The sequence below is a fragment of the Pseudorhodoplanes sp. genome (assembly GCF_046289595.1).
In the GTDB taxonomy this organism is placed as follows: domain Bacteria; phylum Pseudomonadota; class Alphaproteobacteria; order Rhizobiales; family Xanthobacteraceae; genus Pseudorhodoplanes.
Genome location: NZ_JBKBVB010000070.1, coordinates 1 through 23,699 on the forward strand (window position 1 = coordinate 1; position 23,699 = coordinate 23,699).

Genomic DNA, 23,699 nt, shown 5'->3' on the forward strand with positions numbered 1-23,699 from the left:
ATGGAAGCGATCTGGCGGATCGAGGTGGAGAATTTCCCGGCCTTCATCATCATCGACGACAAGGGCAACGATTTCTTCCAGGCGCTCAATCTGGGGTGAGGGCGCAGCGCCGCACCCGCCAAACAAAAAAAGCCCCGGACGCGGTCCGGGGCTTTTTTCGATTGCGGCACGCCTGACGGCGCTCAGTTCGGCTTTTGCTGCTGCTTGGTGAGCTTGGCGAGTTCGCCCTGCCGCGCGGTCTCGTTGGCCATGAAGGCCTTGAAATTCTCGGGCGTATTCTGCGCCGCATCCGGCACCGTCATGCCGAGCGCCGCGAAGCGCTTGCGCAAATCCGGCGAGGCCAGAGCCTCGTTCAGATGCTTGTTGAGAAAGGCCACGATCTCCTTCGGCGTCTTGGCAGGTGCGGCGAGCCCGACAAAGCCGCCATGGTCGAAGCCGGCAAAGCCCTGTTCGGCCATGGTCGGCAGATCCGGCCAGGCCGGGAAGCGCTTGGGCTGCGCGACGGCGATGGCGCGGGCGCGGTTGTCGTCGTGATATTGCCGCGCCGTGCTCATGAACACGAACGAGCCCTGCACCTCGCCGCTGAGCAGCGATTGCGCCGCCGCCCCCGATCCGCGATAGGGCACGTCCACGATCTCGGTGCCGGCCAGCGCATTGAGTTGCGTGATCGCAATCGCCGGCGAGGTCGCAGGCCCGGAGCTTGCGAAGCTGATCTTCTTCGGATTGGCCTTGGCGTCGGCCACGATATCGGCGACGGTCTTGTAGGGCGTTGCGTTCGGCACCATGAGCACCAGGGGCGGCCCGTCGGCAATCTTGCCGATGAGTTCGAAATCGTTCACGGCGCTATAGGGCACGTTGATGTAATGCAGGTTCTGCGTGTCGGCGAGCGCATTGACCAGAAGCGTATAGCCGTCCGGCTCCGCGCGCAGCACCGAAGTCGCGCCGACGACGCCGGACGCGCCGGTGCGGTTCTCCACCACAACCGACTGGCCGATGCGCTGTTGCAACTCGGCTGCAAGAATACGCGCGGGAATATCGGACAGGCCGCCCGGCGCGAACGCCACAACCAGCGTGATTGGTCGCGTTGGATAAGCCTGGGCCGATGCCGGACCCGCGGACAGTGCAAATGCAAGGCCGGCAGCGAGTGCCGCGCGCGTTACAGGACGCGCGAAGGTCTTGAGATAACTCATGATACCCCTCCATGTGAAAGCCCGGCTTTGGCCAGAATGCCCGTTGCGATCCTTTGGCCCTCGCGGACCAAAGCCATCGCATCGGGTTGTCGCGGAAACGCGCCGTCGCGGTAGACGATCTCGCCGTCCACCATCACGACTTTCGCATCCGAACCCTTGCCGGCGGTGACGAAGCTCGAAAGCGGGCGATGCAAGACGCCGACATAAGGCTTGTCGAGATCGAAGACCGCGATATCCGCTTTCTTGCCGGCCTCCAGCGAGCCGATCTCCGCCTCAAGTCCGAGCGCCTTCGCACCATTGATCGTCGCCATTTCGATCACGCGATCGACCGGCAGGCGGGTTGGGTCGAGATGGCGGACATGCTGCATCAGCATCGCCACCTTCATCTGCTCGACCATGTCGACGGAATAGTCGACCATCGGGCCGTCGGTGCCGAGCGTGGTCAGCACGCCGGCGCGCTGCGCCGCCGCCACCGGCGCGATACCGCCGCCGCGGATGGATTCCGACGTCGGCGTATAGGCGAAGCTTGCGCCCACATGCGCCATCTGTTCGAGGTCGAGTTCGGTATTGTGGATGCAATGTGCGAGGATCCAGTGGCTGTCGAGAATGCCGAGCTGCATGAGATAGCGCACGTCGGTGCGGCCGGTTTCGCGCAGATATTTCAGAAAGCCCTTTTCGAGCGAAAGCGTGCCGCCGGCGATATGCGCGGTGATGCGGACGCCGAGCTTTCTTGCCAGCGCATAGCCGCGGGTGATCAGCTCTTCCGTGCTCATGCCGGCGGCGACCCAATGCGCATTGGATTCGATCGTCATCGCCATGCGCACGCGGCCTTGCGCCGTGCCGTCCCAGCGCCGGAACTCTTCCTCATAGGCGGCAAGCGCCTCGTCGAGACCGAGCGGATGGCGCGGATTGCCCGGCGTCCGGCAGCGCAATTCCTTGGCAAAGACGTGCCGCAAACCGATTTCGGCAACAGGTTCGATCGAGGCGCGGACGATGTCCGGCGTGGTCGTTGTCACCGAATGATTGAGCGAGGTTGTCGTGCCGGTCGCCAGCATCTCCAGGGCGGCGATGCCGCTCGCCGCGCGCATCGCGTCCGCATCCATGTGCAGCGACAGTGGGAGCAGCAGCCCGCTCACCCAGTCTTCCAGCAGCATGCCGTCGGCCATGCCCTTGAACAGGGTGTACCAGTGATGCTGGTGCATGTTGATGAGGCCGGGCAGAACGATGCAGCCCGTGGCGTCGATCACGTCGCCAAATCGGTTCGCCGCAGGCGCCGCGTCGGCGGGGCCGACCTGTGCGATACGCCCGTTCTCGATCGCGACGAAGCCGCCCGGATAGACATTGCGTTGCGCATCCACGCTGACGACATGGCCGTTGCGGATCAGCGTGCCGGGCATACAGTCGGCTCCTGCAAGGAAGGTAGTTATCTTGACATCAAGATACTTGATGTCAAGATAAAGTCATCATTTCGGAGCGACGATATGGCGCGTGCCGCTGCTGCAGCGCGTGAGAAGACCGGGCGTCGGACAACGGCGGCTGCGGGCAGAAGCATGATCGATCCAGGCAGGCCGGGGTCTGACGCTGCAAGCAGCGCCCCGGCGAAGTCGGAGACCGACGCCTCGCTTGCGAGCGAGCCTGCACCTGAGGATTCGATCGCCGAACTGATCGGAGAATGGCGGCGGGAGCGGCCCGATCTCGATCCCTGGCCGCTCGATATTCTCGGCCGCATTCAGCGCTTGTCGACACATCTGTCGCGCCAAGCCGAACAGCGGCTTCAGACGCTGGGGCTGACCTGGGAAACCTTCAGCCTCATCGTCACGTTGCGCCGGGCCGGCGCGCCCTATGCGCTGCGACCGACCGACATTTACCGGAAATCGCTGCTCACCTCCGGCACCATCACCAACCGGATCGACAATGTGGTGCGCATGGGGCTCGCGGTACGCGAGCCGGATGCGCAGGACAGGCGCAGCGTGGCCATCAAGCTCACGCCGGCCGGTTTGGAGATGGCAGACCGTGCGATCGAGATGCATCTTGCCGGCATGGCGGACGTGCTTTCCGTCTTGAGCCCGTCCGAGCGCGCGCAGGCTGCCGCGTTGCTGTCAATCCTGCTTCGCTCCTTCGAGCAACGGTGAGCCCGGATCCGGCGGCTTCGCTGTTACGGTTGGTCCGGCCTTCATCATCATCGCGGGATCAAGACCACGCGAGGGCATGTCGAGGAACCAGGGCGGCCACCTTTCAAGACGCGCGCCGTGTTCGCCTCTCACGATAAGGCCTCAGCAGACAATCGCATCTGGGGACGCATCATCCGCCCGATTGAAATTGGCTTGGCTTTTGCTTATGCGTCTTGATATGCCTCAGCGCAGAGGCCTCATCGATTCTATCAAACCACCATGCCCCGCGCCCGTAAGCCTTTCCGTCGCGCCTATCGCATCGGCCGCTCCCGCACCGGGCTCGGCTGTTTCGCCACTCAGGAAATCCCGAAGGGCCAGCTGATCGATACCTATCGCGGCCAGCTTCTCAGCAACGAGGAAGCCGAGAAGCGCGACAACCGCTATATGTTCGAGGTCAATTCGCGCTGGACCATCGACGGTTCGAACCGGCGCAATCTGGCGCGCTACTTCAACCATTCCTGCCGGCCCAATGCCGAGAGCGATGTCAAGGGCCACAAGGTCATCATCACGGCGCGCCGCAAGATCAAGCCGGGCGAGGAAATCACCTACGATTACGGCAAGGATTATTTCGACATTTTCCTGAAGCCGGTCGGCTGCAAATGCGACAAATGCCGTGAGAAGCGTGCGGCCCAGCGCGCCGAGGCGCGCGCCAAAAAGCTGCGGGCGGCGCGACGGGCGGCGGCTGCAGCGGCCAGGGCTGTGACCCAGGCGCCGCGCGTCGAGCTGCGCGCCGCCGCCGCCGACAAGAAGCCGCAGGTCAAGCGCGGCAAGGTCGGCGCCACGCGGCCGAATGGCAAAAAGGCCACGAGAGCGCGCAAGCGCAAATAGGTTTGTTTTTCCGGTCCGGTATGCGCGACCGGGAAAACCGGGTCGGACGTCCGCGGGGATTGCGGCCGTTAATTGGCGCTCAACAGGTCGAGCGTGGTATTGGCCTGCGGCAGCCGGTGGGCGAGAAGTTGCGCCAGATTGCGCACGATGATCGACTGGTCAGCTCCGGCCGCGCGGCAGCGCGATCTCGGCCTGCAGCCCGCGCGGACGAAGGTTGCGCAGGGTGAGGCGGCCGCCCTGCGCCTCGATCGCCGTTCGCGCGATCGCAAGCCCGAGCCCGACGCCGCCGGTATCGCGGCTGCGCGATTGCTCCACCCGGTAGAACGGCTCGAACACCTGGCCGAGCTGGTCCTCGGGGAGGCCCGGGCCGTCATCCTCGATCGCGATCTCGATGGATTGCGGCGTGGCGGTCAGCGACACCCGCGCCCGCTCGCCGTATTTGACCGCATTCTCGATCAGGTTGGTCAGCGCGCGCTTGAGCGCCGCCGGCTGGCATTCGATCGATGCGGGCTGCGCGGCTGACATGCTCACGGCAACTCCGGCATCGGCCATGTCGTCGACCACGCTCTGCACCAGGGCGGTGACATCGGTGATGCGCCGCGGCTCTTCGGCGGCCTGCTCGCGCGCATATTGCAAGGTTGCGCCGATCATCGCGTCGATCTCGGCGATGGTGGCGAGCATCTTGTCGCGCTCTTCGGTGTTCTCGACATTCTCGGCGCGCAGCCTCAGCAAGGTCAGCGGCGTTCGCAAGTCGTGAGAGAGCGCCGCGAGCATGCGGGTGCGGTTTTCGATCAGGTTGCGCAGTTTCTCCTGCATGGCGTTGAAGGCGGCGGCGGCCTGTTTCATCTCCGCGGAGCCGGTCTCGGGAAGCGGCGGCGCATTGACGTCACGGCCGAGCCGGTCGGCGGCCTGCGCCACGGCGGCGAGCGGCGCGGTCAGGCGGCGCACCGCCCAGATCGAGATCGCCACAATGATCGCCGCCATCACCAGCATCGAGATCAGGTAGCGGTAGGAAAAGCCGGTTTCGCCGGAGGAAGGCAGGCTGGAGGCGAAGAACAGCCATTGCCCGTCCTTGAGCGGCACCGCGACTTGCAGGCTGACCGGATGCATCAGGACGCGAAACCGGCCGCGCCCTTCGCCCCGCCATGCGCCGCCGCGATTGTCGTCGCCGCGCCAGTCCTCGCCGCGTTCGCGCATCATGCGGCCGCGCATCATGCCGCGCTCCTCGTGAGGTGGCGGGCCGAACCGCCGCGGGCCAATTGGCGCCCCGGACGGCATGTCGGTCTCATCCACCGCGACCATGGGTTCGCGCGCGGGCGGCAGACGCAACTGGCGGATCAGATAGTCACGGATGACATCGGCGACCGGGCCGGCATCGCTGGTGGTGAGCGGCGGCTGATCGGCGAGCGCCACGGTGAGGCTTCGGTCGGACAGTCCGGCGACGAGACGCTCGCGCCAGTCGGCCGGCATGTCTTCGACAAGTTGCGAGACATTGGCGATGCGCTGCGCGGTGGCAAGACCCCCGACTTCGCGCACTGCGCTTTCGCGATCCAGCGAATAGATGAACGAGCCGATCAGATGCGAGACGATCAGGCCCGCGAACAGGAGCAGCAGTGTCTGACCGAACAGACTTTTTGGAAACAAGCGCGTCATTGCGCGCTCACCGCGGCGGTAAAGGTATAGCCGCCGCCCCATACCGTTTTGATGATTTTCGGATCGGCCGGATCCCGCTCGATCTTCTTGCGCAGGCGGCTCACCTGGGTGTCGATGGCGCGGTCGAAATTGGCGGCGGCGCGGCCGCGGGCGAGATCGAGCAATTGCTCGCGGCTGAGCACCCGCTGCGGCCGTTCGACAAAGGCCATCAGCAGATCGTATTCCCCGGTCGACAGCGGCACGGTGACGCCGTCCTCGCGTACCAGTTCGCGCGCTGCGGTATCGAGCCGCCAGCGGTCGAAGCGATATTGCGCCGCGGCCTTCTGCATCGGTTCGGCCTGCCTGCCACGCCGCAGCACCGCGCGGATGCGCGCGATCAGTTCGCGGCTGCCGAAGGGCTTTGGCATATAGTCGTCGGCGCCCAGTTCGAGGCCGATGACCCGGTCGATTTCGTCGCCCTTGGCGGTCAGCATGATGATCGGGATGTCGGACTTGGCGCGCAGCGCCCGGCATAGCGACAGCCCGTCCTCGCCCGGCAGCATCAGGTCGAGCAGGATCAGATCGATGCGCGCATCGGCGAGCGCCTTGTGCATGGCGCGGCCGTCTGCGGCGCTGGTGACGCGGAAGCCTTCCTTCGTCAGGGCGCGCGTCACCAGCTCGCGAATTTCGCGATGGTCGTCGACGATCAGGATATGCGGACTTTCAGCCATGGCCGCAATATAGGGAATCGTGCGGGTTAATTTTTTGAAATGTTGCAACGGGTTGTGTCGAGGGCCCGCGCTGGCACACTTTGTCACAAACCCGGACCCTGCTGAAAAACTTGCGTCAAATCGGCCCTCCACCTTCGGAGGCGATGCAACGCGTTTGGTTGCGCAAGGTGGAGACAAACGATGAAACGCAATTGGATGATCCCGGCCATGATGGCCGCCGGACTGATCGGCTTCGGCGGCGCTGCGCATGCGGCTTCGGCGGGGTACGGCTGGCGCGAGGCCTCCGGATCGGCGGCGGATGCAGGCCGCACCGACTATAGCTGGAGCGCGCAGCGCTGGCGCGACGAGGACTCTCGGCCCGATGTCGAGCGCGGACCGCGCTGGCGCGACCGTGACGATCGCGGCGGCGGCCCGCGTTCAGGCTGGCGGCGTGGCGATGACGATTGCGGTCCCGGCATGCGCGGCCGGGGCTACGGCATGGGATACGGCATGGGCCGCGGCCATGGCTACCACGGTGGTCATGGCGATGACGGGTATCGGCGCCACGGATACGGCCGCGACGACGACCGGGGATATGGCCGGCCCGGCATGGGCCGCGGTTATGGTCCGCGACACGGCCGGTTCGGTGAGCCGATGGGTCAGGCCGCGCTCGACAGCGCCAAGCGCGAGCTCGGCATTACCGCCGCGCAGGAAGAGGCCTGGACCAAATATGCGGCTACTCTGAAGGAGGTCGGGGATGCACGCCGGGCGCGGCGCGACAGCGTGGATCGCGATGCGATCCGCCGCATGTCCCCGGACGAACACCGGCAGTTCCGCGACAGCATGATCGAGCAGCGCCGCAAAGAGCAGGATCAGATCAACGCCGCGGTGGATGCACTGGTCAAGTCGCTCGACGAGAAGCAGGTCGCGATCGCGAAGGACGTGCTGCCCGGCTATGCCTTCGGCGGCATGCGCGGCGCCTTCATGGGCCGCGGCCACGGCGGGCATCGCTGACCGCGAAGGGCGGCGCCTTTGCGTCCTCGGGTTTTTGCGCGTGTGAACGACTGGAGGCCGGCGGGAAACCGCCGGCCATTTTTCTTGTTTATCGGCTTACCACTTCATCTGGCATTTCGCCGCATACCGGTCCTGGTGATCCTTCAGCGCGGTGGCGACGGTCCTGAGCGTGAAATTGTCGCCGTCCTTCACCGCTTCCTGCAGATAGAAATTCTGTATCGGGAAGTGGTTGTTGCCGTATTTGTAGGATCCACGTACGGAGGCGTAGTTTGCCTTGCGCATGGCCTCGCGCATCGCGTCCTTCTTCGTCAGGTCGCCATCGACCGCCTTGACGGCACTGTCGATTAGCATGGCCGAGTCGTAGGCCTGCGCTGCGTAGAAGGAAGGATTGCGGCCGTACTTCTTCCTGAACTCGGCGACGAATTTCTTGTTTGCTTCGTTCGGAAGATCGATAACCCAATGCTGCGCGCCGGGAATGCCGAGCGACAGATCCTTGAGTTGTGGCAGCGACAGCGCATCGACGATGAACGAGGTGTAGAGCGGAATTTGGCCGCGCAGGCCGACCTGCGAGTATTGTGTCAGGAACTGGACGCCTGCGGCCCCGGGATAGAAGGCAAAAACCGCATCGGGCCTGGCGGCGCGGGCTTTTGACAGCTCTGCCGAAAAGTCCAGTTGGTCTGGCCATCTGGTGAAATCCTCACCCACGATCTTGCCTTTGAACTGCGACTTGAAGCCTGCGATGACGTCCTTGCCCGCGGCATAATTGGGCGCGAGCAGATAAACCGATTTGACGCCTTTTTGATTCATGTATTCGCCGATCGCCTGCGGAACCTGATCGCCTTGCCAGGAGGTCGAGAAAAACCACGGCGAGCACAGGTCACCGGCGATCTGGGACGGGCCGGCATTCGCGCTGATGAGAAAGGTCTCCGAATCGACCGCCGACTTGTATGAGGCCAGAAGCACATGGGACATCATGTAGCCGGTCAGGAAATTGACCTTGTCGGACTGGATCAGCTTGTCGGTTTTCTGCTTGCCGATATCGGGCTTGAGGGTGTCGTCCTCGTAAATCACTTGGACATTGAGGCCGCCCATCTTCCGGCCGAGATGATCGAGCGCAAGCTCGAAGGCGTCACGCATGTCGTTTCCGACCACCGCCTGCGGTCCAGTGAAGGTGGTGACAAAGCCGATCTTCACGTCCTTCTGGGCATGAGCGGGAATTGCGGCGAAGGCGAGCATCGCCGCGCTGGCTATCAGTCGCTTGGACATTTTCACTCTCCCGGTGTTGCGCCCTGTTCCAGCGCTTGATTTGGTCAGTGCCACAGTTTCTTGGTGGCGATATCCGCGCCCTGGCGCATCGCCTTGAATTTCTCCCAGACCACGGTGTCGTGGACCTCGGTGCGATAGAGCGCCTGCGAGGAGAAACCGCAATCGCCGCCGGCCATGACGTTTTCGCGCCCGACGAGATTGGCGAAACGGATCAGCCGCTCGGCGATCAGTTCGGGATGCTCGACGATGTTGCTGGCATGGGTGATCACGCCGGGGCACAGCACCGTGCCGTCCGGAATTTTCACGGTCTCGAACAGATGGTATTCGTGCTCATGGCGCGGATTGGCAGCCTCGAACGAAAATGAGCCTGCATTGATCGACAGCACATATTCGATGATCTGCGCCAGCGTGGCCTCGTAGAGGCGCGGCCCTTCGTTGATGCCGTAGCAGGTGTGGAAGCGCACGCGCTCGCGCGGAATGCCCTTGAGTGCGGCATTGGTTGCTTCGGCATAGATCTGCGCGCGCCGCTTCATCTGCTTGTCGTCGAGGCCGGGCTCGACGAAAATGTCCGGCAGGAACGGATCGTCGATCTGCACCAGGATGCCGGCGTCGGTGATCGCCTTGTATTCCTTGCCCATCTCGATCGCGAGGGCGTGGAAATAATCCTCGTCCGACTTGTAATATTCGTTGATGCCGACGCCGGACGGCGCGGTGGCGGGCAGAAAGACCTGTTCGTCGGGAATGCCGGCCGCCCTGGCCGCTGCTTTCACATTGGCGATATCGCGCTGGACCGCCTTTTCGCCGCGATACTTGACCGGCCCGACGCAGACCACGGGCGTGATCGGGACGATGGCGCCGCCCAGCATCGCCTGCTTGAAATACTCCTGGTAATAGTCCGGAAAGGCCTCGACTTCCTTCTGGAACAGGATGAGCTTCTGCCCTTTGCGGGCCTCGTAGCCGTCGAGCCGCTCCTGGATATAGGTGAAGAAGCCGGGCTTCGAGAACTCTCCGTCGGTGACGATGTCGATGCCGCAATCCTTCTGCTTCCTCACGGCATCCATGACGGACTGGTGCAGGATCGTCTCGAACTCCTTGTCGTCATAGGGCTCGCCGCTGAGCTTTTTCTTCATGATATCGAGCAGCTTGTGCGGCCGCGGCAGGCTGCCGATATGCGTGGTCTGGATGCGGTCCTTGTTCTGCTGCAAGGTCAAGGTTCTCTCTCCCGTTGACGTATCGCTTCGGTTCAGCGGACCGGAACGCGCCCGCTCTTCAGCGCGCCGGCCTTTTCGATCTTCACCCATTCGCGCAGGAATGAGCGGTAATAGGGCATGTTCTTCTGCCAGATCGAATTGATTGCCATGCCGCGGATGACATAGAGCGTCGACATGATGGTGAAGGATGCCTCCGCCTCGCTGTAGCCCGCGCGCATGAAGGCCCTCATCCAGATCTCGTTCATGGTCTTGCGATAATCGCGCATGAAGGCGTCGAACGGCGCGTCCATCAGCGGGTCCGATCGCGCAGCGACCATCATCTCGATGGTCGGGATAAAGGAACTGCCGAGATATACATTCTCGCAATCGGCGATGAAGGCTTTGAGCGGGTCGTTACGCGCCATATCGCTCGCCGCGATCTTGCGGCCCTCCGCGATGTGGCGTTCGTAGATATGTGCGCCGGCGGCGATCACGAGATCGGCCTTTGTGGAGAAATGATGCATCAGCGCGCCGTTGGAAAATCCGGCGCGCGCCGCCACTTCCTTGGTGGTGAGGCCGGCATAGCCACGCTCCTGCAGGATTTCGAGCGTGGCGCGCAGAAGCTTTTCGCGCGCGGCTCTGGAACGCGACTCCTGGGTGCGGCGGGGAGGGCGCCGCGCGCTTTCGGTTCTGGCTGGACGCAAAAGGTGCGGCGAATGCCGCAGATCGGGACGCGCGGATGCGCTCCGTCTCATGGCTTTCCTCCCGTCAGCCGCTGTCCGCGGGCGGGCGTTTTGCTTGCACCAAACGACGCGCGGCTGTTGCGCAGATCATGACGCCTGCGCGCCTGGAGTCAAGTTACATAACGAGCACTCGGTATGTTTGTGTCGATGCAGGGGTGGCGAAAGTGGGCGCAGGCCTGTTCTATTTCAGTTTGGCGCGTGCGGTTTCGATCCGCGACTCGCGCAGGAATTCGACGAAATCGGTGCCGCCGGTGCCCACCGTGCCGGGGCCGACATGGGTGACGGCCTGCTTGACGATATAGTGCGAGGCGAGTCCGATATGCTTGCGCCGGAATTCGTCGGTTGCGGCGATGCAGGCGTTGTAGGCGTCGCGCACGGCCGGCGCGCCCTGCAACGCGCGCGCGCGGATGCCGCTCGCTTCTTGCAGGGCGGCGACAAAAGCCCGGTGCCGGGGCGGCATGTATTGCAGCATCGCGTGGAGGAAATCGCGCGTCGCCGCATGCGCGTGAACAATGCCGAGGCCGGCATCGATCGATTGCAGGAGCGACGATTGTGCGGCGGAGCCGCCCGCGAAGACCTGCGGCGGGTGTCCGGTGCCGGCATAGGTCACGCCGGGGGCGGGCCAGCCCGCGAGATAGGGCCGGATGCGGTTGTAGAAGACATAGGGGTCGCAGCGCTCGGTCAGCCGCAGCAGCGCAGCCGACATCGCCTGGATGCCTGCCGCCAGCCTCTCAAGGCCGCCTGCGAGCGCTGCGTCGTCGGCCTGCTGCGACGCCTGCACCGCATCGGCCAGAGTCACGATGGCCGGCGCGCCGACCAGTTCGACATTGAGGGTCGCCAGATAGAACCACTTTTCGTCGAACGAGCCGGTGAAGGTGAATTGCGTATCGAGATTGTCGAGCGCGGGCGGCTGCGCCGGATCGAGCCTGCGCCAGTTGTTGAGCACCAGCGTCGCATGCATGACAATGGGCGGGCGTCCGAGCCGCTGCGCCAGCGCGACCAGCGGCACGGCGAGGTTGCGGGGCAGTGTGAAATCGGGCTCTGGTCCGCCCCAGACATGGGCCATGGTCAGCGCCGACAGGATGAGCATCGCGCGCTCGGCCTCGGCGTCGCTGAGCGCCGCAACGTCCGGTTCGGGCAGGGCGGCAAGGAAGCGACGCACCTCCCGGTTCATGACGAGCGCCGGGATGATCGGGGCGACATCGTCCAGCGCGCGGAAGGCGTCCGGCAGGGCGCCCAGCGGATCGGGGTCGGGAACGAAGCCGCGGGTGCGGCTGACACCGAAGGCAGCGAGGTCGATGGTCTGCGGTGTACTCATGATACCGCCGGGCGAACCTGATGCGTGCCCAATTCAAGCCCGATCAAGCATAACGCCGCAACCCGAAAGCTGCGGCTTCACGGTCTGGTTCAAGTCGCAAATTCAGGCGGTGCCGAGGTTCAACGAAAGTGCCTGCGGCATTGCGGGCTGAGCTGCCGCTTGTTCGCGGTCATGCATTGGGTGATGCGCGCGACATCGGGAATGAACCGGCCGCAGACCATCCGGGCGTCGTCGGCGCAATCCTTGCGCTGCTGCAGCGTGCCTTCGGCGGGCTGCTTGCGTTGCGCAAACCCTGATCCCGGCGACAGGACGACCGCGAGCAAGGCCATGGCGGTCACCAAGCAGACGCGCGACATTCCGATTTTCATTGGTTTCCCCGTTCGCCCCGAAGCAATTCAGCAACAAATGGCATAATTGAGTTGCATGCCTAGCGCAATGGCGCGCGCTGAATTGCAGGCGGCGATACCGGCGCCGCCGCACCGGAAACGCCGCAAGCGTCATGGAGATACTGAAGCGGGTATTGGTCCGGCTTCTTCCTCATAACGACCGCCAAGGGCCCGCGCTGTATGCGAGCCCATCGGCCTGGCCGATCGATCCGGCAGACGGGCGGAACAGGTCAGTTTTTCCTGGCCTTGTCGAAATAGGTCAGGTCGAGATATTTCGCCGGGTCGGTGAGCTGTTTCTTCGGCTCGCCATACTGGCTGCGCAGCTGCAAGGCGGTCTTGACGCCCTCGACATCCAGCACCGCGCCGCGGGTGAAGCCCTTGGTCGGATGCAGCAGCACGTCGTAACTGCGCGCGGCAGCTTCCTCGGTCAGGTTCGGAAGATTCTTGCGCAGGATCGCGATGGCTTCGGCCTTGTTCGCCGGATCGTAGAGCCAGTCGAGCGCGGCGGTATAGCCGCGGATATAGCCGATCAGCTCTTTCTCGTTTTCCCTGGCCCAGGAGCGACGGGTGGCGCCGACCAGTCCCTGGTAATGCCCGAGCGCGTCGTCGGCATTGGCCAGCCGCTTGAAGCCCTGCGCCTCGGCATTGATCTCGAACGGCGAGATCAGAAGCGTTGCGGCATGCTCCTTCTTCAGCAGCGCCTGATAGCGCTGCATGACGCCGCCGGCGGAAACAAATTCGACGTCCTCGTGCTTCAATCCGGCATTCTCCAGAAGCTTGCGCAGCACGAAGGCATATCCGGTGGTCAGCGCGTCGACCGAGATCTTGCGGCCCCTGAGGTCGGCGATGTCCTTCACGTCGGGAGCGGCGACCAACCGCAGAAAGCCGTTGTCGCCGCCCATGAAGGCGAAAATGTCCGGTTCCACATCGGTCTTGGCGGCGCCCTGGCCCTCGCTGTAGGCAATCACGTTGTCGATCGCCGTCATCGCGATATCGAATTTGCCCTCGATCAGGCCCTTGAGCTGGAACTGCGAATTGGGCGTCGGCACGACCTTCACGGCGACGCCGTTCTTTTCGAAAAACCCCTTGTCCTGCGCCGCCCAGATCGGCCAGTTAAAGCCGCCCGGGAAAACGATGACGTCGAGCGTTTTTGCTCCCTGCGCCAAAGCCGGTGCGGCGCCGGTCACCATCAGTGCGATCGTGACTGCGTGAATGAGCCTCTTCATAAGCGTACTCCCGTATCGCCCGCGCATGTGCCGGCCGGCCTGTGTGCGGGCGCTTGTTGTTGGTGGCAGGCCGGTAAACCGTAAAGAAAAAGCCGCAACCCGGTTGAGGTTGCGGCCCAGGTTAACCCCGTTGCTTGGGAGGCTCGAGGTAAATTGGTGAGCGATCAGGCCGCGCGGCGTTCCAGATGCTTGCCCTGGAAATGCGGCGCGACTTCGCTCATGAAGCGGTGCATTTCTTCCTTGGTCTGCTGGTGCGGCTTCATGCCGACGTTGAAATAGAGGATGACCTCGTCGAAGCCTGCGGCCTCGACCTTCTTCAGGATTTCGGTGATGCGGGCCGAATTGCCGATCAGCACCGAATTCTCGGTCAGGTCTTCCGGTTTCACCTTGTGCAGCCGCTCGACCATATCGATGAAGTAGCGGTAGCTCGGCGGCGCGGTGCGCGGATCGCCCGGGAAGGAGGGGATCACGCATTCCTTGTAGTAGCGGATCTGGCGGGCGCGCTGCGCCTTCTCGCTCGCCTCGTCGTCGGCGAAATGCGTGAAGTAGCTGCACATCAGCCGGTGCGGCTTGGTGCCGTATTTGGCGCAGCTCTCATGATAGAGATCGGCGACCTGCTTCAGCCCGCCGAAGCTCATCGCAGCGGCGAAAGGTGCGACGATCAGACCGCAATTCAGCCGCGCCGCGAGCTCGATCGATGGCTTGGAGAATGACGCGACATACATCGGCAGCGGGTTCTGCAAGGGCTGCGGCGTAATCCGCACATCCTCGAACTGGTAATGCTTGCCCTTGTGGTCGATGCGCTTGCCGCCCGAATTCCACAGCGTGCGCAGGATCTCCATGCCTTCGTCGAAGATCGACTGGTTGTCATCGAACGACACGTTGAAGGGCAGATACTCGCGGCGGTCATAGCCGCGGCCGGCGGCGAAATCGACGCGGCCGCCGGACAGAAGATCGAGTGTCGCCCATTGCTCGGCGACCCGGATCGGATGATGCAGCGGCAGCACGGTGACGGCCGGCGCCAGGCGAATATGCTTCGTCTGCGCGGCGATATAGGCCAGCACCATTTCCGGCGAGGAATTCACGCCGAGCGAATTGAAGTGATGCTCGCCGATCCAGGCCGAATGCATACCGAGCTTGTCGGCATAGAGCGCTTCGGCGGTGAGATCCTGCACGAAGGTATTGGCGTCGCGCGTGTTGCCCTCGTAGTGATTGTCCGACAGCGTGAAATAGCCGAATTCCATCCTGGTTCTCCCTCGATCTAAATTGATGTGCGCGGCGATGCCGCCTGCATTCCGGTCAGGCGACCGGCACCACCCAGTCGATGCCGTCGCCGAGGCCGACCGTGTATTGCCCGTCCTGATACAGGAGCGGCGCGACCTGTCCGCCGACGGCGACGTGATGCACCTTGCCGATGACGATCGAATGCGTGCCGTAGCTCGAGACCGCATCGGCTTCGCAGAAGATATTGGCCTGCGCTGCAATGAGATAAGGCACCTCGTTGTCGTCGCTGGCCCATTCGCCGCACAGAAAGCGGTCGGCACCGTGGGTGCGCCCGCTGAAGGCATCGGCGATGTCGATCTGGTGCGCCTGCAGAATGTTGACGCAGAAGCGCCCGGCGCGGATCACCGGGTTGTGCAGCCGCGAGGCGCGGTTGACGCAGAACAGCAGCGAGGGCGGCGTCATCGATACTGACGTGACCGACGTCACCGTGATGCCGTGGCGCACGCCGTCATGCATCGTGGAGATCACGCTGACCGCGCTGGTCAGACGGCGCATGGCATTCCGGAAATTGCCGCCGAGATCGTGCGAGGCGAGATCGGGCAAAATGGCGTCCATGGTGCGCTCCCGTGATTGGCCGTGCGGCTTCTTATCGTTATCGTCTGGCCGGATAATAATTGCATATGCAATAGTTGTAAATGCATGATTTGGACAGCAAGGCTGACCTTTTGACAGGCCGCTTTGCGCTCCCGTAAGAGCAGAACAGACCCCGGCAGGAGCGTCCATGGCCGACCGCCCGCATCTCGAACTCTCGGATTATCTGCCCTACCTGATCAACCGGGTCGGCGCGGCCTTCGTGGCGGGATATGAGCCGCGTCTGGCGCCGCACGGGCTGAGCATAGCGATGTGGCGGGTGCTCGCGGCGTTGTCCACCAATGGCAAGCAGCGCCAGATCGACGTCGCCGAGCTGACGTCGATCGATGTCTCGACCATGTCGCGGCTGATCACGCGGCTGGTCAACCTCGGACTGGTCACCCGCACGCGCTCGGATACCAATAACCGCGAAGTCAGTGTGGAATTGTCGGCCAAGGGCCGCGCGCTGGTGAACCGGCTGATTCCGCGGGCGCGGGAGATGGAGGCGATGGCGGTTGCGGGCATTTCCGCCGCCGACCTGGCGATTACCCGCGAAACGCTGCGGCGCATGTACGCCAACATGGCCGAGAAAAGCGCGGACACGGAAGCGCATTCGCCACCGCCGCCGCTGGCGAAGAGCGGCTAGTATTCCAAATCCGAGGCGCCTGACTGTACTGCCCGAATTGGTCCGGCCACCTAACCGCGCGCCTTTGATCTAGCGCAAGGAGGCAATGCGGCATGCACGCGATTCTTTCGGCCGACGAGGCGAAAGCGCGCGAGGCGAGATGGCGGTGTTCGATGCGATGTCGGGCGGGGCGATCGAGTCCGGGGGGCTGGCAAAAAGCCGGCATTGAACTAAATCCGGTCCGGGGCTGGGCCGGCATTAACAGTCGATGAAAGCAGTAAGGTGACCAGTCAGGTGAAAGGAGGTCGTTATGAATCTGAGATCTCTCATTCCGGCCGCTCGCGAACGTAATGTTGCGGGATATAATCCATTTGCCAGCATTTATCGCGAGCTTGATCGCATGATGGAGGATTTCGGCCGCGGCGTGCCGGGTTTTGCCGCAGGCGGACAGGGGCTGATGCCGGCGACCGATGTGGTCGAGACCGACAAGGAGATCGAGATCACCGCCGAGCTTCCCGGACTGGAGGAGAAGGACGTCAAGATCGAATTGTCGGATAACGTCCTGACCATCCGGGGAGAAAAGAAAGCCGAGAAAGAAGAAAAGGACAAGAATTACCGGATGATCGAGCGCAGCTACGGCGCATTTGCCCGTTCGCTTGAATTGCCGGCCGGTGTCGATTCCGGCGCGATCAAGGCGACGATTGCCAATGGCGTGTTGAAGGTCACGGTGCCGAAGCCGGCGCCGGCGCAGGCCAAGACCATCGAGGTCAAAGCCGCGAAATAGCGGACGCGTTCTCGATGTGCCGGGAGAATGCCCCGCTGTGGCTGCTGCGGGGCATTCTTTATCTCCGGCTCCGTGTTCAGCGATAGCGGTGCGCGACCAGGTGATCGAGCGACGCCGTGCCCGCGCCTTGCGTCATCAGGACCAGGAAACAGGCAGCCCAGGTGCCGTGGGTCGGCCAGGCATCGGGATAGACGAAAATCTGGATTACCAGAGTCATGATCAGAAGCGCGAGCGCCGCGAAGCGTGTCGCTAGGCCGATCACAAGCAGGATCGGGAAAAAATGCTCGGCGAATGTTGCCAGATAGGCCGCCAGGGTCGGATCGAGCAGCGGCAGCTTGTATTCGTCCTTGAACAGAAAAATGGCGCTCTCGGACAGGCGCCAGCCGTCGAGCTTGGTCTGGCCGGAGCGCCAGAATACGGCAGCGATGGAAATCCGTGCGATCAGCGCGACCAGCCAGTAAGGGATCGCCGCCATCGCTGCATTGGCACGGACCAGAAGCGCGGCGAAGCCGGATTGCGGACGCAGGGCAAGCGGCGTGTCGGTCATGATGTGTATCCTTCTGGCGAAGCTTCGGCGAGCGTGAACGCTGTGACGGCGCCGGAACCGATCAGTCCGGCGAGATTGGCGGCAAGGTCGAAGCTGACGTCGTCGGACGCGGCCCTTGCTGCGGCAGTGGCGAGTGTCGCACCGCCGCACAGCGCGATCAGGAATGCAGCTCCGCCGGGCGGCAGCCGGCGGACTGCGACATCAAAACCAGGGCGCAACACCAGCGCGTCCTCCGGCCGGTCGAAATCGACGGCGCCGAGCGGCATCTCGTCCGCATTCATCGCCCAGACGGTGACGACCGGATGGCGCGAGCGCACAATCTGCAGCGACGGATGCAGCGTCAGACGCAGCGCACCGGCCGCGTCGGGGGCGATGCCGGCGAAGGCTGCGGGCGAAAGCGGCTCGGCATCGGCCGCATGATAAGCTCTGGTGCGCGCCGCTTCGAGCCGCGCCACGTCGGCAAGATAGGGAAGGCTGGCAGCCGGTTCGAAGGCGGCGATGAAGTCGCCGAAATCGTCGCCGTAGGTGTGAAGGATTTTCGAACGCGGCGGATGCGCGGTGACGAACAAACGGGCCATGGCGGCGAAGAAATCCGGGCCGACAATGCGCTCTGTGGCGGCAAATTTCGCGCGCAGCGCGTTGATAAGACCGGCCACGACATTGTTGCGGTAGACAGCAAAGCGCTTCTGGGGATGGCGCATGGTATGCGCCGTGACGGCATCCGGCGGCGGCAGATCCGGATCGAGCAGGGCGCGCGCAAAGTCGCTCTGGACGGTGGCGACCATGTCAGGCCGCCTCCTGCTTGCGATAGCGCGCAAGGATCGCGCCGGTGTCACGCGCTTCGGCCGCGAGTACCGGCCAGTCCGGCACGTCGTTGTCCCATTCGATCAGGGTCGGCAGCGCCCCGGTGCGGGTGATGACGCTCTCGTACAGCGCCCAGACCGGATCGGCCACCGCCGCGCCATGCGAGTCGATCAGGAGCGGCGCGCCGGTCTCGTCTTGCTGTGCGTCATGGCCGCCGAGATGGATTTCCCCGACGCGATGAAGCGGGAAGGCGGCGAGATAGGCATCCGGCGAGGTGCCGTGATTGGCGGCCTGTACGAATACGTTGTTGACATCGAGTAGCAGGCCGCAGCCGGTGCGCCGCGCAATCTCGGCAAGAAATTCAGTTTCCGGGATCGTGCTTGCGGCAAATTGCAGATAGGTCGCGGGATTCTCAAGCAGCATCTCGCGGCGCAGCGTGTCCTGCACCTGATCGATATGGCTGACGATGCGATTCAGCGTTTCATCGGTATAGGGCAGGGGCAGGAGATCGTTGAGATAGATCTCACCGTGCGAAGACCAGGCCAGATGTTCGGAAAAACTGTGCGGTTCGTAGCGCTCGCAAAGCGCTTTCAGACGCGCGAGATGCGCGCTGTCGAGCGGCTCTGCCGAACCGATCGACAGCCCGACACCATGGATCGACAGTGCATATTGCTCGCGCAATGCGCTCAGCATCGCGTGTGGGGCACCGCCCGCGCCCATGTAGTTTTCGGCATGAACTTCGACAAAGCCGATCGGCTGGCGATCCGCGAGGATCGCCTCGAAATGCTGCGGCTTGAAACCGATGCCCGGCGTGGCCGGAAGGACGGTGCGATGCATCGTTACAACTCGTGTGTCGTCCCTCTCCCGGGGACGCAGGAGAGGGACTACGACAGCCAATGCCGGAAACGCGCACGGCTGCCGTCTTGAGCAGATGTCAGAGACGAAGAGAGGCTTAGCTCTTGATCTCGGTGAGCGAGCCCTTGCCCTTCGGCGTCGTCATGGTGACGCAGGTGCCCTTCGGCACGTATTTCCAGGCATTGCCCTGGTAGTCGACCTTGGACGTGCCGGCGCAGGTGGTGCCGGGGCCGGCCGCGCAATCGTTCTTGCCGGCGAGCGACACGCCGTAACAGCGCTCCCGCTCGCCGCTCTGCTGCTGCTGTGCGCTTGCGGGCGAGGCGGCAAGGGTCAGGGCGGCGGCGAAAGAGCCCGCAAGGGCTGCGGCTGCAAACTTGGTATTCATCCGGTATCCTCCAAACTGAATGCATTCGCCGTGGCGTCCCGCGACGGCGCGGCCGTAGATCCCGGCCATACCGGATGTTTCGCGTCGAAACTGAGCCGTGTTACGCGCTCACAGTGTTGTGTTTGCGGTTTTCAGCGCCGGTACCGCATTAAGTTTGCGACAGGACTGTAACAATGCCGTCTGTCAGCGCGAATAATGGCAAGGAATAAAGACGCTTGGAGGATCGTGACGCGCAATGGTCCGGACTGATGCGGGCGGCGCTCGGCGGCGACGGTGCCGCTTATGAACGCTGCCTGCGCGAGATGGCGCAGGCGCTGCGGCCGCTGGTGCGCCGCGGCCTGTCGCGGATCGGCGCCAACCCGGCCGAGACGGAGGATGTGGTGCAGGATATTCTGATCGCTGTGCATCTGAAGCGGCAGACCTGGGACCAGAGCCGGCCGATCGGGCCCTGGGTTGCAGGGATCGCGCGCTACAAGATCGTCGATGCCGCGCGCCGCCGCGGGCGCCGCATCGAAATGCCGATCGAGGATTTTGCCGATCTGCTGCCGGCCGAGGCCGAACCGGAAACCGCAAGCGACCGCGATGTTGCGCGCTCGCTGGAGGCGTTGCCAGAGGGCCAGCGCAGGGTCGTCCAGGCCATTGCGGTTGACGGGCTGTCGATTACGGACGCCGCACAGACATTCAACATGACCGAGGGCGCGGTGCGGGTCGCCCTGCACCGGGGGCTGGGAGCGCTGGCGAAACGCCATCGCGATGCGACATGAAGACCGACGACCTCATCCGCGCGATCGCCGCCGACCGCGAACCCGCAGGTCCCGCGCCTGGCTATGCGCTGGCGCTGGCCGGCGCCCTCGGCGTTGCGGCCGCGGTGCTGCTGTTTTTGTGGCTGGTGCCGCTGCGGCCCCATCTCGGGGAAGCGATGCGGTCCTATCCGTTCATGCTGAAGCCGGTTGAAATGGGGATTTTGGTCATCGCCGCGGCGATCGCCGTGCAGCGGCTGGCAAGGCCGGGAGTGCGGCTCGGGTGGACGCTTTACGGAGTTGCGGCGGCGCTCGCGATCATGGTGGCTTCGGTTGCGGTCGAATTGATGCAGGTGCCGCGCGCGGAATGGCTGGTCAGGCTCGCCGGCACGCATTGGTATATTTGCGTCTTCAACATGGTGCTGCTGTCGCTGCCGATCCTCGCGGCCTTGATCTTCGGCCTGCGCTACGGTGCGCCGACACGGCCGGTTCTGGCGGGCGCGGGCGCGGGCCTGCTCGCAGGAACGCTGGCCGCCAGCCTCTATATCGCGCATTGCCCCGACGATTCCCCGCTCTTCGTCGCCGCCTGGTTCACGCTGGCGATTGCCATCGCAACCGGCATCGGGGCCATGGCAGGGTCGCGCTTTCTGCGCTGGTAGATGCATCCAGGGTCGCGATAATCTTTGCTGGACAGACCAGCAGGGAGACCGTCATGGTGCGCGCGACAGACCAATCCAACGGACTGAATCGCCGCACTTTCATGACCGGAACCGCAGCAGGGCTCGTCGTCGCCCAGACCGCCAGCGCGCAGGATGCCGCGCAGAAATCGCCGCAGCCCAAAGGTCCGCCGGTGTGGCTCGACATGGACCAGCGCGAGCTCGACGATGCCTATGACCAGGCGAAATATGCGCCGAATATCCGCCAGATCGTCCAGCGCTACCGCACCAACAGCGACCTGACCCGCGCGCAGCTCGGCGCGCCGAAGCGGCTCAGCTATGGCGCGACCCCGATCGAGGGGATGGACCTCTACGCAACCAAGGCTCCGAACGCGCCGGTTCAGGTGTTCCTGCATGGCGGCGCCTGGCGCGCGGAACTTGCGCAATATTATGCCTTTCCGGCGGAGATGTTTGTGAAGGCCGGGGCGCATTACATCGCGGTCGATTTCAACAATGTCACCGAGACCAATGGCGACCTGATGCCGCTCGCGGAGCAATGCCGGCGCGCAATCGCCTGGATTTACAAGAATGCCGCAAGCTTCGGCGGCGATCCGGCCCGCATTTTCATTTCGGGGCATTCGTCCGGCGGCCATCTCGGCGGCGTGGTGATGACCACAGACTGGGAGAAGGATTTCGGCCTGCCCAAGGATGTTGTGAAGGGCGGGATTCTGGTTTCGGGCATGTATGATCTGAAACCGGTACGGCTGTCGGCGCGCTCGAGCTATGTGAAATTCACGGACGACGTGGAGCATGCGCTGTCCGCGCAGCGCCATCTCGACAAGCTGAATGCGCCGGTCATCGTCGCTTACGGTTCGCTGGAAACGCCGGAATTCCAGCGCCAGAGCCGCGATTTTGCCGATGCGGTGAAAAAAGCCGGCAAGCCGGTCGAACTGATCCGCGGCGAGGGCTACAACCACTTCGAGATTGCCGAAACGCTGGGCAATCCCTACAGCCCGCTCGGCCGCGCCGCGCTCACGCAGATGAAGCTCACCGCACACTGAGCCGAATGCGGCTTTCCCTCAATTCATCGAGTTCGGCAGCCAGAGCGAAATTTGCGGGAACGCAATCAACAGCGTCATCACCACCACCTCGCAGGCGAGGAACCAGTAGCAGCCGCGGAAAATGGTCTGCAGCGGCACGGTATTGTTGAGCGCGCCGGACACCACATAGATGTTGAAACCGACCGGCGGGGTCAGCAGGCCGATGCCGATGAACTTCACCACCAGCACGCCGAACCAGACCAGATCGAGATCGAGCGCGGTGAACATCGGCACGAAGACCGGGATGGTCAGAAGGATCATGCCCAGCGGATCGAGGAACATGCCGAGCACGATGTAGATCAGCGAGACCGCGATCACCAGAAGCAGCGGGTGCACGGCCCAGCTGCCGACCAGCTCGGTGAACAACACGCCGCTGCCCGAAAGCGCGAGGAACTTGGTGTAGATCACCGCGCCGATGCCGATGAAGAACAGCTGCGCGGTGGTGCCGATCGCATCCTTGAAGCTGTCGATGAAGCCGCGCCATGTCAGCTTGCGCTGGCCGAGGCCGATCAGGATCGCGACCAGCGCGCCGACGGCGCCGGATTCGGTCGGCGAGACCACGCCCCAATAAAGCCCGCCCATCACCGCAACGATCAGCACGAGGATCGGCCAGACTTCGCGCAGCGACGCCCAGCGCTCTTTCCATTTTTCGTCGTCGCTGGCGAATTTGACCGGCGGTCCGAGCTCCGGGTTGAGCCAGCAGCGGATGACGATCATCGCCATGTAGACGCCGGCGGTCAGCAGGCCCGGCAGGATTCCGGCGAGCAGCAGCTTGGCGATGGAGACTTCTGCGAACACGCCATAGACCACGAACAGGATCGACGGCGGAATCAGCGCGTCGAGCGTGCCGCCCGAGGCGCAGACGCCAGTCGCCAGCGCCCGGTCATACTTGTTCTTGATCATTTCCGGCACGGCGAGCCGCGCCATCACGGCAGCCGCAGCGATGCTCGACCCGGAGGCCGCGCCGAAGCCGGCGCAGGCCCAGTTGGTCGCAACCGCAAGGCCGCCGGGCAGGCTGCCGAACCAGGCATAGGCGGCGCGGAACAGCGCCGCGCCGATCCCGCAATTGGCGGCGATCGCGCCCATCAGAAGGAACATCGGGATCGCCGACAGATCCCAGTTGGCGGCGAACACGAACGGCGTGTCGCGCAACACGCTCAGCGCGACGTTGAAATTGCGCAAATACCAGAGCCCGAGAAAGGCGACGCCGCCCATGGCAACGCCGATCGGCACACGCAGTCCGATCAGCACCAGCATCATGACGATGCTGGTTGCGGCGACCTGCAGAGTCGTCACGCGGCTTCCTCCACAGGCGGCGCAGGCTGCGGTCGCGGCCCCTTGAGGATATCGTCGACGATCTTCAGCACGAGATAGACCAGCATCAGCGATGCCGCGACCGGCGGCAGCCAGCGGCTCGGCCACACCGGAATGAAGGTGGTGCCCGCCTGCCAGACCTCAAAAATGCGGGTCTGGTTTATCGCCTGCGAGCCGGTCTGATAGATGAAGATGTAGAGATACAGCACCACCACGATTTTCACCGCGATGTCGAGCCAGTAGGCGAAGCCATGAGGCATCAGCCGCGTGAAGATGTCGACGCGGATATGGGTGTCGTTTTTCGCCAGATACGCCCACGGCAGATAGGCGACGATCACCATGTAATAGGCCGACACGATCT

General features: G+C 63.8%; 27 protein-coding genes. 9 read left to right on the forward strand and 18 right to left on the reverse strand.

Annotated features, from left to right (window positions below; genetic code table 11):
• The coding region (locus ACK41X_RS14785; RefSeq protein ID WP_409724732.1) for a fumarate hydratase C-terminal domain-containing protein at positions 1-99 on the forward strand (99 nt) is incomplete at its 5' end.
• Positions 100-182: 83 nt separating this feature from the next.
• Here ACK41X_RS14785 and ACK41X_RS14790 read toward each other — a convergent pair.
• Both ACK41X_RS14790 and ACK41X_RS14795 read right to left on the reverse strand, forming a co-directional pair.
• Positions 183-1,190 carry a Bug family tripartite tricarboxylate transporter substrate binding protein gene (locus ACK41X_RS14790; protein ID WP_409724664.1) on the reverse strand — a complete coding sequence of 336 codons (1,008 nt, stop codon included), beginning with the start codon at positions 1,188-1,190 and terminating at the stop codon, positions 183-185.
• Positions 1,187-2,587 (reverse strand): amidohydrolase family protein, encoded by a 1,401-nt coding sequence (locus ACK41X_RS14795; protein ID WP_409724667.1) that lies wholly within the window; start codon positions 2,585-2,587, stop codon positions 1,187-1,189. Before ACK41X_RS14795 ends, ACK41X_RS14790 begins: the two co-directional genes overlap by 4 nt.
• A gap of 153 nt (positions 2,588-2,740) precedes the next feature.
• Between ACK41X_RS14795 and ACK41X_RS14800 the strand changes: the two genes are divergently transcribed.
• Both ACK41X_RS14800 and ACK41X_RS14805 read left to right on the forward strand, forming a co-directional pair.
• The gene (locus tag ACK41X_RS14800; RefSeq protein WP_409724670.1) at positions 2,741-3,322 is read left to right on the forward strand and encodes a MarR family winged helix-turn-helix transcriptional regulator; all 582 of its coding nucleotides are present in this window, start codon (positions 2,741-2,743) and stop codon (positions 3,320-3,322) included.
• 258 nt (positions 3,323-3,580) lie between these two features.
• Positions 3,581-4,189 (forward strand): SET domain-containing protein, encoded by a 609-nt coding sequence (locus tag ACK41X_RS14805; RefSeq protein WP_409724672.1) that lies wholly within the window; start codon positions 3,581-3,583, stop codon positions 4,187-4,189.
• Between the two features lie 159 nt (positions 4,190-4,348).
• Here ACK41X_RS14805 and ACK41X_RS14810 read toward each other — a convergent pair whose 3' ends face one another.
• On the reverse strand, positions 4,349-5,842 hold the full coding sequence (locus tag ACK41X_RS14810) for an ATP-binding protein (RefSeq protein ID WP_409724674.1): 1,494 nt from the start codon (positions 5,840-5,842) through the stop codon (positions 4,349-4,351).
• Positions 5,839-6,552, reverse strand: a complete 714-nt coding sequence (locus tag ACK41X_RS14815) for a response regulator (RefSeq protein WP_409724677.1) — start codon at positions 6,550-6,552, stop codon at positions 5,839-5,841. Before ACK41X_RS14815 ends, ACK41X_RS14810 begins: the two co-directional genes overlap by 4 nt.
• A gap of 180 nt (positions 6,553-6,732) precedes the next feature.
• On the opposite strand from ACK41X_RS14815, the gene ACK41X_RS14820 reads away from it, so the two are divergent.
• Positions 6,733-7,545 carry a hypothetical protein gene (locus tag ACK41X_RS14820; RefSeq protein ID WP_409724680.1) on the forward strand — a complete coding sequence of 271 codons (813 nt, stop codon included), beginning with the start codon at positions 6,733-6,735 and terminating at the stop codon, positions 7,543-7,545.
• A 96-nt stretch (positions 7,546-7,641) separates the two neighbouring features.
• Here ACK41X_RS14820 and ACK41X_RS14825 read toward each other — a convergent pair whose 3' ends face one another.
• The 8 genes from ACK41X_RS14825 to ACK41X_RS14860 form a co-directional block, all read right to left on the reverse strand.
• Entirely contained in the window at positions 7,642-8,811 is a 1,170-nt protein-coding gene (locus tag ACK41X_RS14825) for an ABC transporter substrate-binding protein (RefSeq protein WP_409724683.1), read from the reverse strand.
• A 44-nt stretch (positions 8,812-8,855) separates the two neighbouring features.
• Positions 8,856-10,022, reverse strand: a complete 1,167-nt coding sequence (locus ACK41X_RS14830) for a cobalamin-independent methionine synthase II family protein (RefSeq protein ID WP_409724686.1) — start codon at positions 10,020-10,022, stop codon at positions 8,856-8,858.
• A gap of 32 nt (positions 10,023-10,054) precedes the next feature.
• Complete coding sequence (locus ACK41X_RS14835; RefSeq protein ID WP_409724689.1) at positions 10,055-10,756, reverse strand: TetR/AcrR family transcriptional regulator; 702 nt, start codon at positions 10,754-10,756, stop codon at positions 10,055-10,057.
• A 169-nt stretch (positions 10,757-10,925) separates the two neighbouring features.
• Complete coding sequence (locus tag ACK41X_RS14840; RefSeq protein ID WP_409724692.1) at positions 10,926-12,062, reverse strand: hypothetical protein; 1,137 nt, start codon at positions 12,060-12,062, stop codon at positions 10,926-10,928.
• A 119-nt stretch (positions 12,063-12,181) separates the two neighbouring features.
• Positions 12,182-12,430 carry a hypothetical protein gene (locus tag ACK41X_RS14845; RefSeq protein WP_409724695.1) on the reverse strand — a complete coding sequence of 83 codons (249 nt, stop codon included), beginning with the start codon at positions 12,428-12,430 and terminating at the stop codon, positions 12,182-12,184.
• Between the two features lie 248 nt (positions 12,431-12,678).
• Positions 12,679-13,674 carry an ABC transporter substrate-binding protein gene (locus ACK41X_RS14850; protein ID WP_409724697.1) on the reverse strand — a complete coding sequence of 332 codons (996 nt, stop codon included), beginning with the start codon at positions 13,672-13,674 and terminating at the stop codon, positions 12,679-12,681.
• A 164-nt stretch (positions 13,675-13,838) separates the two neighbouring features.
• Positions 13,839-14,918: an LLM class flavin-dependent oxidoreductase gene (locus ACK41X_RS14855; RefSeq protein ID WP_409724700.1), complete on the reverse strand. Its 1,080-nt coding sequence runs from the start codon at positions 14,916-14,918 to the stop codon at positions 13,839-13,841.
• 55 nt (positions 14,919-14,973) lie between these two features.
• Positions 14,974-15,513 carry a flavin reductase family protein gene (locus ACK41X_RS14860; RefSeq protein WP_409724703.1) on the reverse strand — a complete coding sequence of 180 codons (540 nt, stop codon included), beginning with the start codon at positions 15,511-15,513 and terminating at the stop codon, positions 14,974-14,976.
• A 166-nt stretch (positions 15,514-15,679) separates the two neighbouring features.
• Between ACK41X_RS14860 and ACK41X_RS14865 the strand changes: the two genes are divergently transcribed.
• On the forward strand, positions 15,680-16,174 hold the full coding sequence (locus ACK41X_RS14865; RefSeq protein WP_409724705.1) for a MarR family winged helix-turn-helix transcriptional regulator: 495 nt from the start codon (positions 15,680-15,682) through the stop codon (positions 16,172-16,174).
• A 289-nt stretch (positions 16,175-16,463) separates the two neighbouring features.
• Complete coding sequence (locus ACK41X_RS14870; RefSeq protein ID WP_409724707.1) at positions 16,464-16,937, forward strand: Hsp20/alpha crystallin family protein; 474 nt, start codon at positions 16,464-16,466, stop codon at positions 16,935-16,937.
• Positions 16,938-17,013: 76 nt separating this feature from the next.
• On the opposite strand, the gene ACK41X_RS14875 is transcribed toward ACK41X_RS14870, so the two are convergent.
• The 4 genes from ACK41X_RS14875 to ACK41X_RS14890 form a co-directional block, all read right to left on the reverse strand.
• On the reverse strand, positions 17,014-17,484 hold the full coding sequence (locus ACK41X_RS14875) for a DoxX family protein (protein WP_409724709.1): 471 nt from the start codon (positions 17,482-17,484) through the stop codon (positions 17,014-17,016).
• Entirely contained in the window at positions 17,481-18,269 is a 789-nt protein-coding gene (locus ACK41X_RS14880) for a putative DNA-binding domain-containing protein (protein ID WP_409724712.1), read from the reverse strand. Before ACK41X_RS14880 ends, ACK41X_RS14875 begins: the two co-directional genes overlap by 4 nt.
• 1 nt (position 18,270) lies before the next feature.
• A complete protein-coding gene (locus ACK41X_RS14885) occupies positions 18,271-19,125 on the reverse strand; it encodes a DUF692 family multinuclear iron-containing protein (RefSeq protein ID WP_409724715.1) in 855 nt (284 codons plus the stop codon).
• Between the two features lie 115 nt (positions 19,126-19,240).
• Positions 19,241-19,528 carry a DUF2282 domain-containing protein gene (locus tag ACK41X_RS14890; RefSeq protein WP_409724718.1) on the reverse strand — a complete coding sequence of 96 codons (288 nt, stop codon included), beginning with the start codon at positions 19,526-19,528 and terminating at the stop codon, positions 19,241-19,243.
• A gap of 215 nt (positions 19,529-19,743) precedes the next feature.
• On the opposite strand from ACK41X_RS14890, the gene ACK41X_RS14895 reads away from it, so the two are divergent.
• From ACK41X_RS14895 to ACK41X_RS14905, 3 genes are read left to right on the forward strand one after another with little or no spacing between them, the layout of a single operon-like run.
• Complete coding sequence (locus ACK41X_RS14895) at positions 19,744-20,292, forward strand: sigma-70 family RNA polymerase sigma factor (RefSeq protein ID WP_409724721.1); 549 nt, start codon at positions 19,744-19,746, stop codon at positions 20,290-20,292.
• Positions 20,289-20,927: an NrsF family protein gene (locus ACK41X_RS14900; protein WP_409724722.1), complete on the forward strand. Its 639-nt coding sequence runs from the start codon at positions 20,289-20,291 to the stop codon at positions 20,925-20,927. Before ACK41X_RS14895 ends, ACK41X_RS14900 begins: the two co-directional genes overlap by 4 nt.
• Positions 20,928-20,980: 53 nt before the next feature.
• A complete protein-coding gene (locus tag ACK41X_RS14905) occupies positions 20,981-21,985 on the forward strand; it encodes an alpha/beta hydrolase (RefSeq protein ID WP_409724725.1) in 1,005 nt (334 codons plus the stop codon).
• Positions 21,986-22,003: 18 nt separating this feature from the next.
• On the opposite strand, the gene ACK41X_RS14910 is transcribed toward ACK41X_RS14905, so the two are convergent.
• Both ACK41X_RS14910 and ACK41X_RS14915 read right to left on the reverse strand, forming a co-directional pair.
• Positions 22,004-23,320, reverse strand: a complete 1,317-nt coding sequence (locus ACK41X_RS14910; protein ID WP_409724727.1) for a TRAP transporter large permease — start codon at positions 23,318-23,320, stop codon at positions 22,004-22,006.
• A partial coding sequence (locus tag ACK41X_RS14915; RefSeq protein ID WP_409724730.1) for a TRAP transporter small permease occupies positions 23,317-23,699 on the reverse strand: 383 nt, incomplete at its 5' end. The genes ACK41X_RS14915 and ACK41X_RS14910, both read right to left, overlap by 4 nt.

What these genes read in the sequence shown, in the direction of transcription:
- ACK41X_RS14790 (WP_409724664.1), bottom strand. Translation starts at nt 1,190, where the DNA reads ATGAGTTATCTCAAGACCTTCGCGCGTCCTGTAACGCGCGCGGCACTC.
- ACK41X_RS14795 (WP_409724667.1), bottom strand. Translation starts at nt 2,587, where the DNA reads ATGCCCGGCACGCTGATCCGCAACGGCCATGTCGTCAGCGTGGATGCG.
- ACK41X_RS14800 (WP_409724670.1), top strand. Translation starts at nt 2,741, where the DNA reads ATGATCGATCCAGGCAGGCCGGGGTCTGACGCTGCAAGCAGCGCCCCG.
- ACK41X_RS14805 (WP_409724672.1), top strand. Translation starts at nt 3,581, where the DNA reads ATGCCCCGCGCCCGTAAGCCTTTCCGTCGCGCCTATCGCATCGGCCGC.
- ACK41X_RS14810 (WP_409724674.1), bottom strand. Translation starts at nt 5,842, where the DNA reads ATGACGCGCTTGTTTCCAAAAAGTCTGTTCGGTCAGACACTGCTGCTC.
- ACK41X_RS14815 (WP_409724677.1), bottom strand. Translation starts at nt 6,552, where the DNA reads ATGGCTGAAAGTCCGCATATCCTGATCGTCGACGACCATCGCGAAATT.
- ACK41X_RS14820 (WP_409724680.1), top strand. Translation starts at nt 6,733, where the DNA reads ATGAAACGCAATTGGATGATCCCGGCCATGATGGCCGCCGGACTGATC.
- ACK41X_RS14825 (WP_409724683.1), bottom strand. Translation starts at nt 8,811, where the DNA reads ATGTCCAAGCGACTGATAGCCAGCGCGGCGATGCTCGCCTTCGCCGCA.
- ACK41X_RS14835 (WP_409724689.1), bottom strand. Translation starts at nt 10,756, where the DNA reads ATGAGACGGAGCGCATCCGCGCGTCCCGATCTGCGGCATTCGCCGCAC.
- ACK41X_RS14840 (WP_409724692.1), bottom strand. Translation starts at nt 12,062, where the DNA reads ATGAGTACACCGCAGACCATCGACCTCGCTGCCTTCGGTGTCAGCCGC.
- ACK41X_RS14845 (WP_409724695.1), bottom strand. Translation starts at nt 12,430, where the DNA reads ATGAAAATCGGAATGTCGCGCGTCTGCTTGGTGACCGCCATGGCCTTG.
- ACK41X_RS14850 (WP_409724697.1), bottom strand. Translation starts at nt 13,674, where the DNA reads ATGAAGAGGCTCATTCACGCAGTCACGATCGCACTGATGGTGACCGGC.
- ACK41X_RS14855 (WP_409724700.1), bottom strand. Translation starts at nt 14,918, where the DNA reads ATGGAATTCGGCTATTTCACGCTGTCGGACAATCACTACGAGGGCAAC.
- ACK41X_RS14860 (WP_409724703.1), bottom strand. Translation starts at nt 15,513, where the DNA reads ATGGACGCCATTTTGCCCGATCTCGCCTCGCACGATCTCGGCGGCAAT.
- ACK41X_RS14865 (WP_409724705.1), top strand. Translation starts at nt 15,680, where the DNA reads ATGGCCGACCGCCCGCATCTCGAACTCTCGGATTATCTGCCCTACCTG.
- ACK41X_RS14870 (WP_409724707.1), top strand. Translation starts at nt 16,464, where the DNA reads ATGAATCTGAGATCTCTCATTCCGGCCGCTCGCGAACGTAATGTTGCG.
- ACK41X_RS14875 (WP_409724709.1), bottom strand. Translation starts at nt 17,484, where the DNA reads ATGACCGACACGCCGCTTGCCCTGCGTCCGCAATCCGGCTTCGCCGCG.
- ACK41X_RS14880 (WP_409724712.1), bottom strand. Translation starts at nt 18,269, where the DNA reads ATGGTCGCCACCGTCCAGAGCGACTTTGCGCGCGCCCTGCTCGATCCG.
- ACK41X_RS14885 (WP_409724715.1), bottom strand. Translation starts at nt 19,125, where the DNA reads ATGCATCGCACCGTCCTTCCGGCCACGCCGGGCATCGGTTTCAAGCCG.
- ACK41X_RS14890 (WP_409724718.1), bottom strand. Translation starts at nt 19,528, where the DNA reads ATGAATACCAAGTTTGCAGCCGCAGCCCTTGCGGGCTCTTTCGCCGCC.
- ACK41X_RS14900 (WP_409724722.1), top strand. Translation starts at nt 20,289, where the DNA reads ATGAAGACCGACGACCTCATCCGCGCGATCGCCGCCGACCGCGAACCC.
- ACK41X_RS14905 (WP_409724725.1), top strand. Translation starts at nt 20,981, where the DNA reads ATGGTGCGCGCGACAGACCAATCCAACGGACTGAATCGCCGCACTTTC.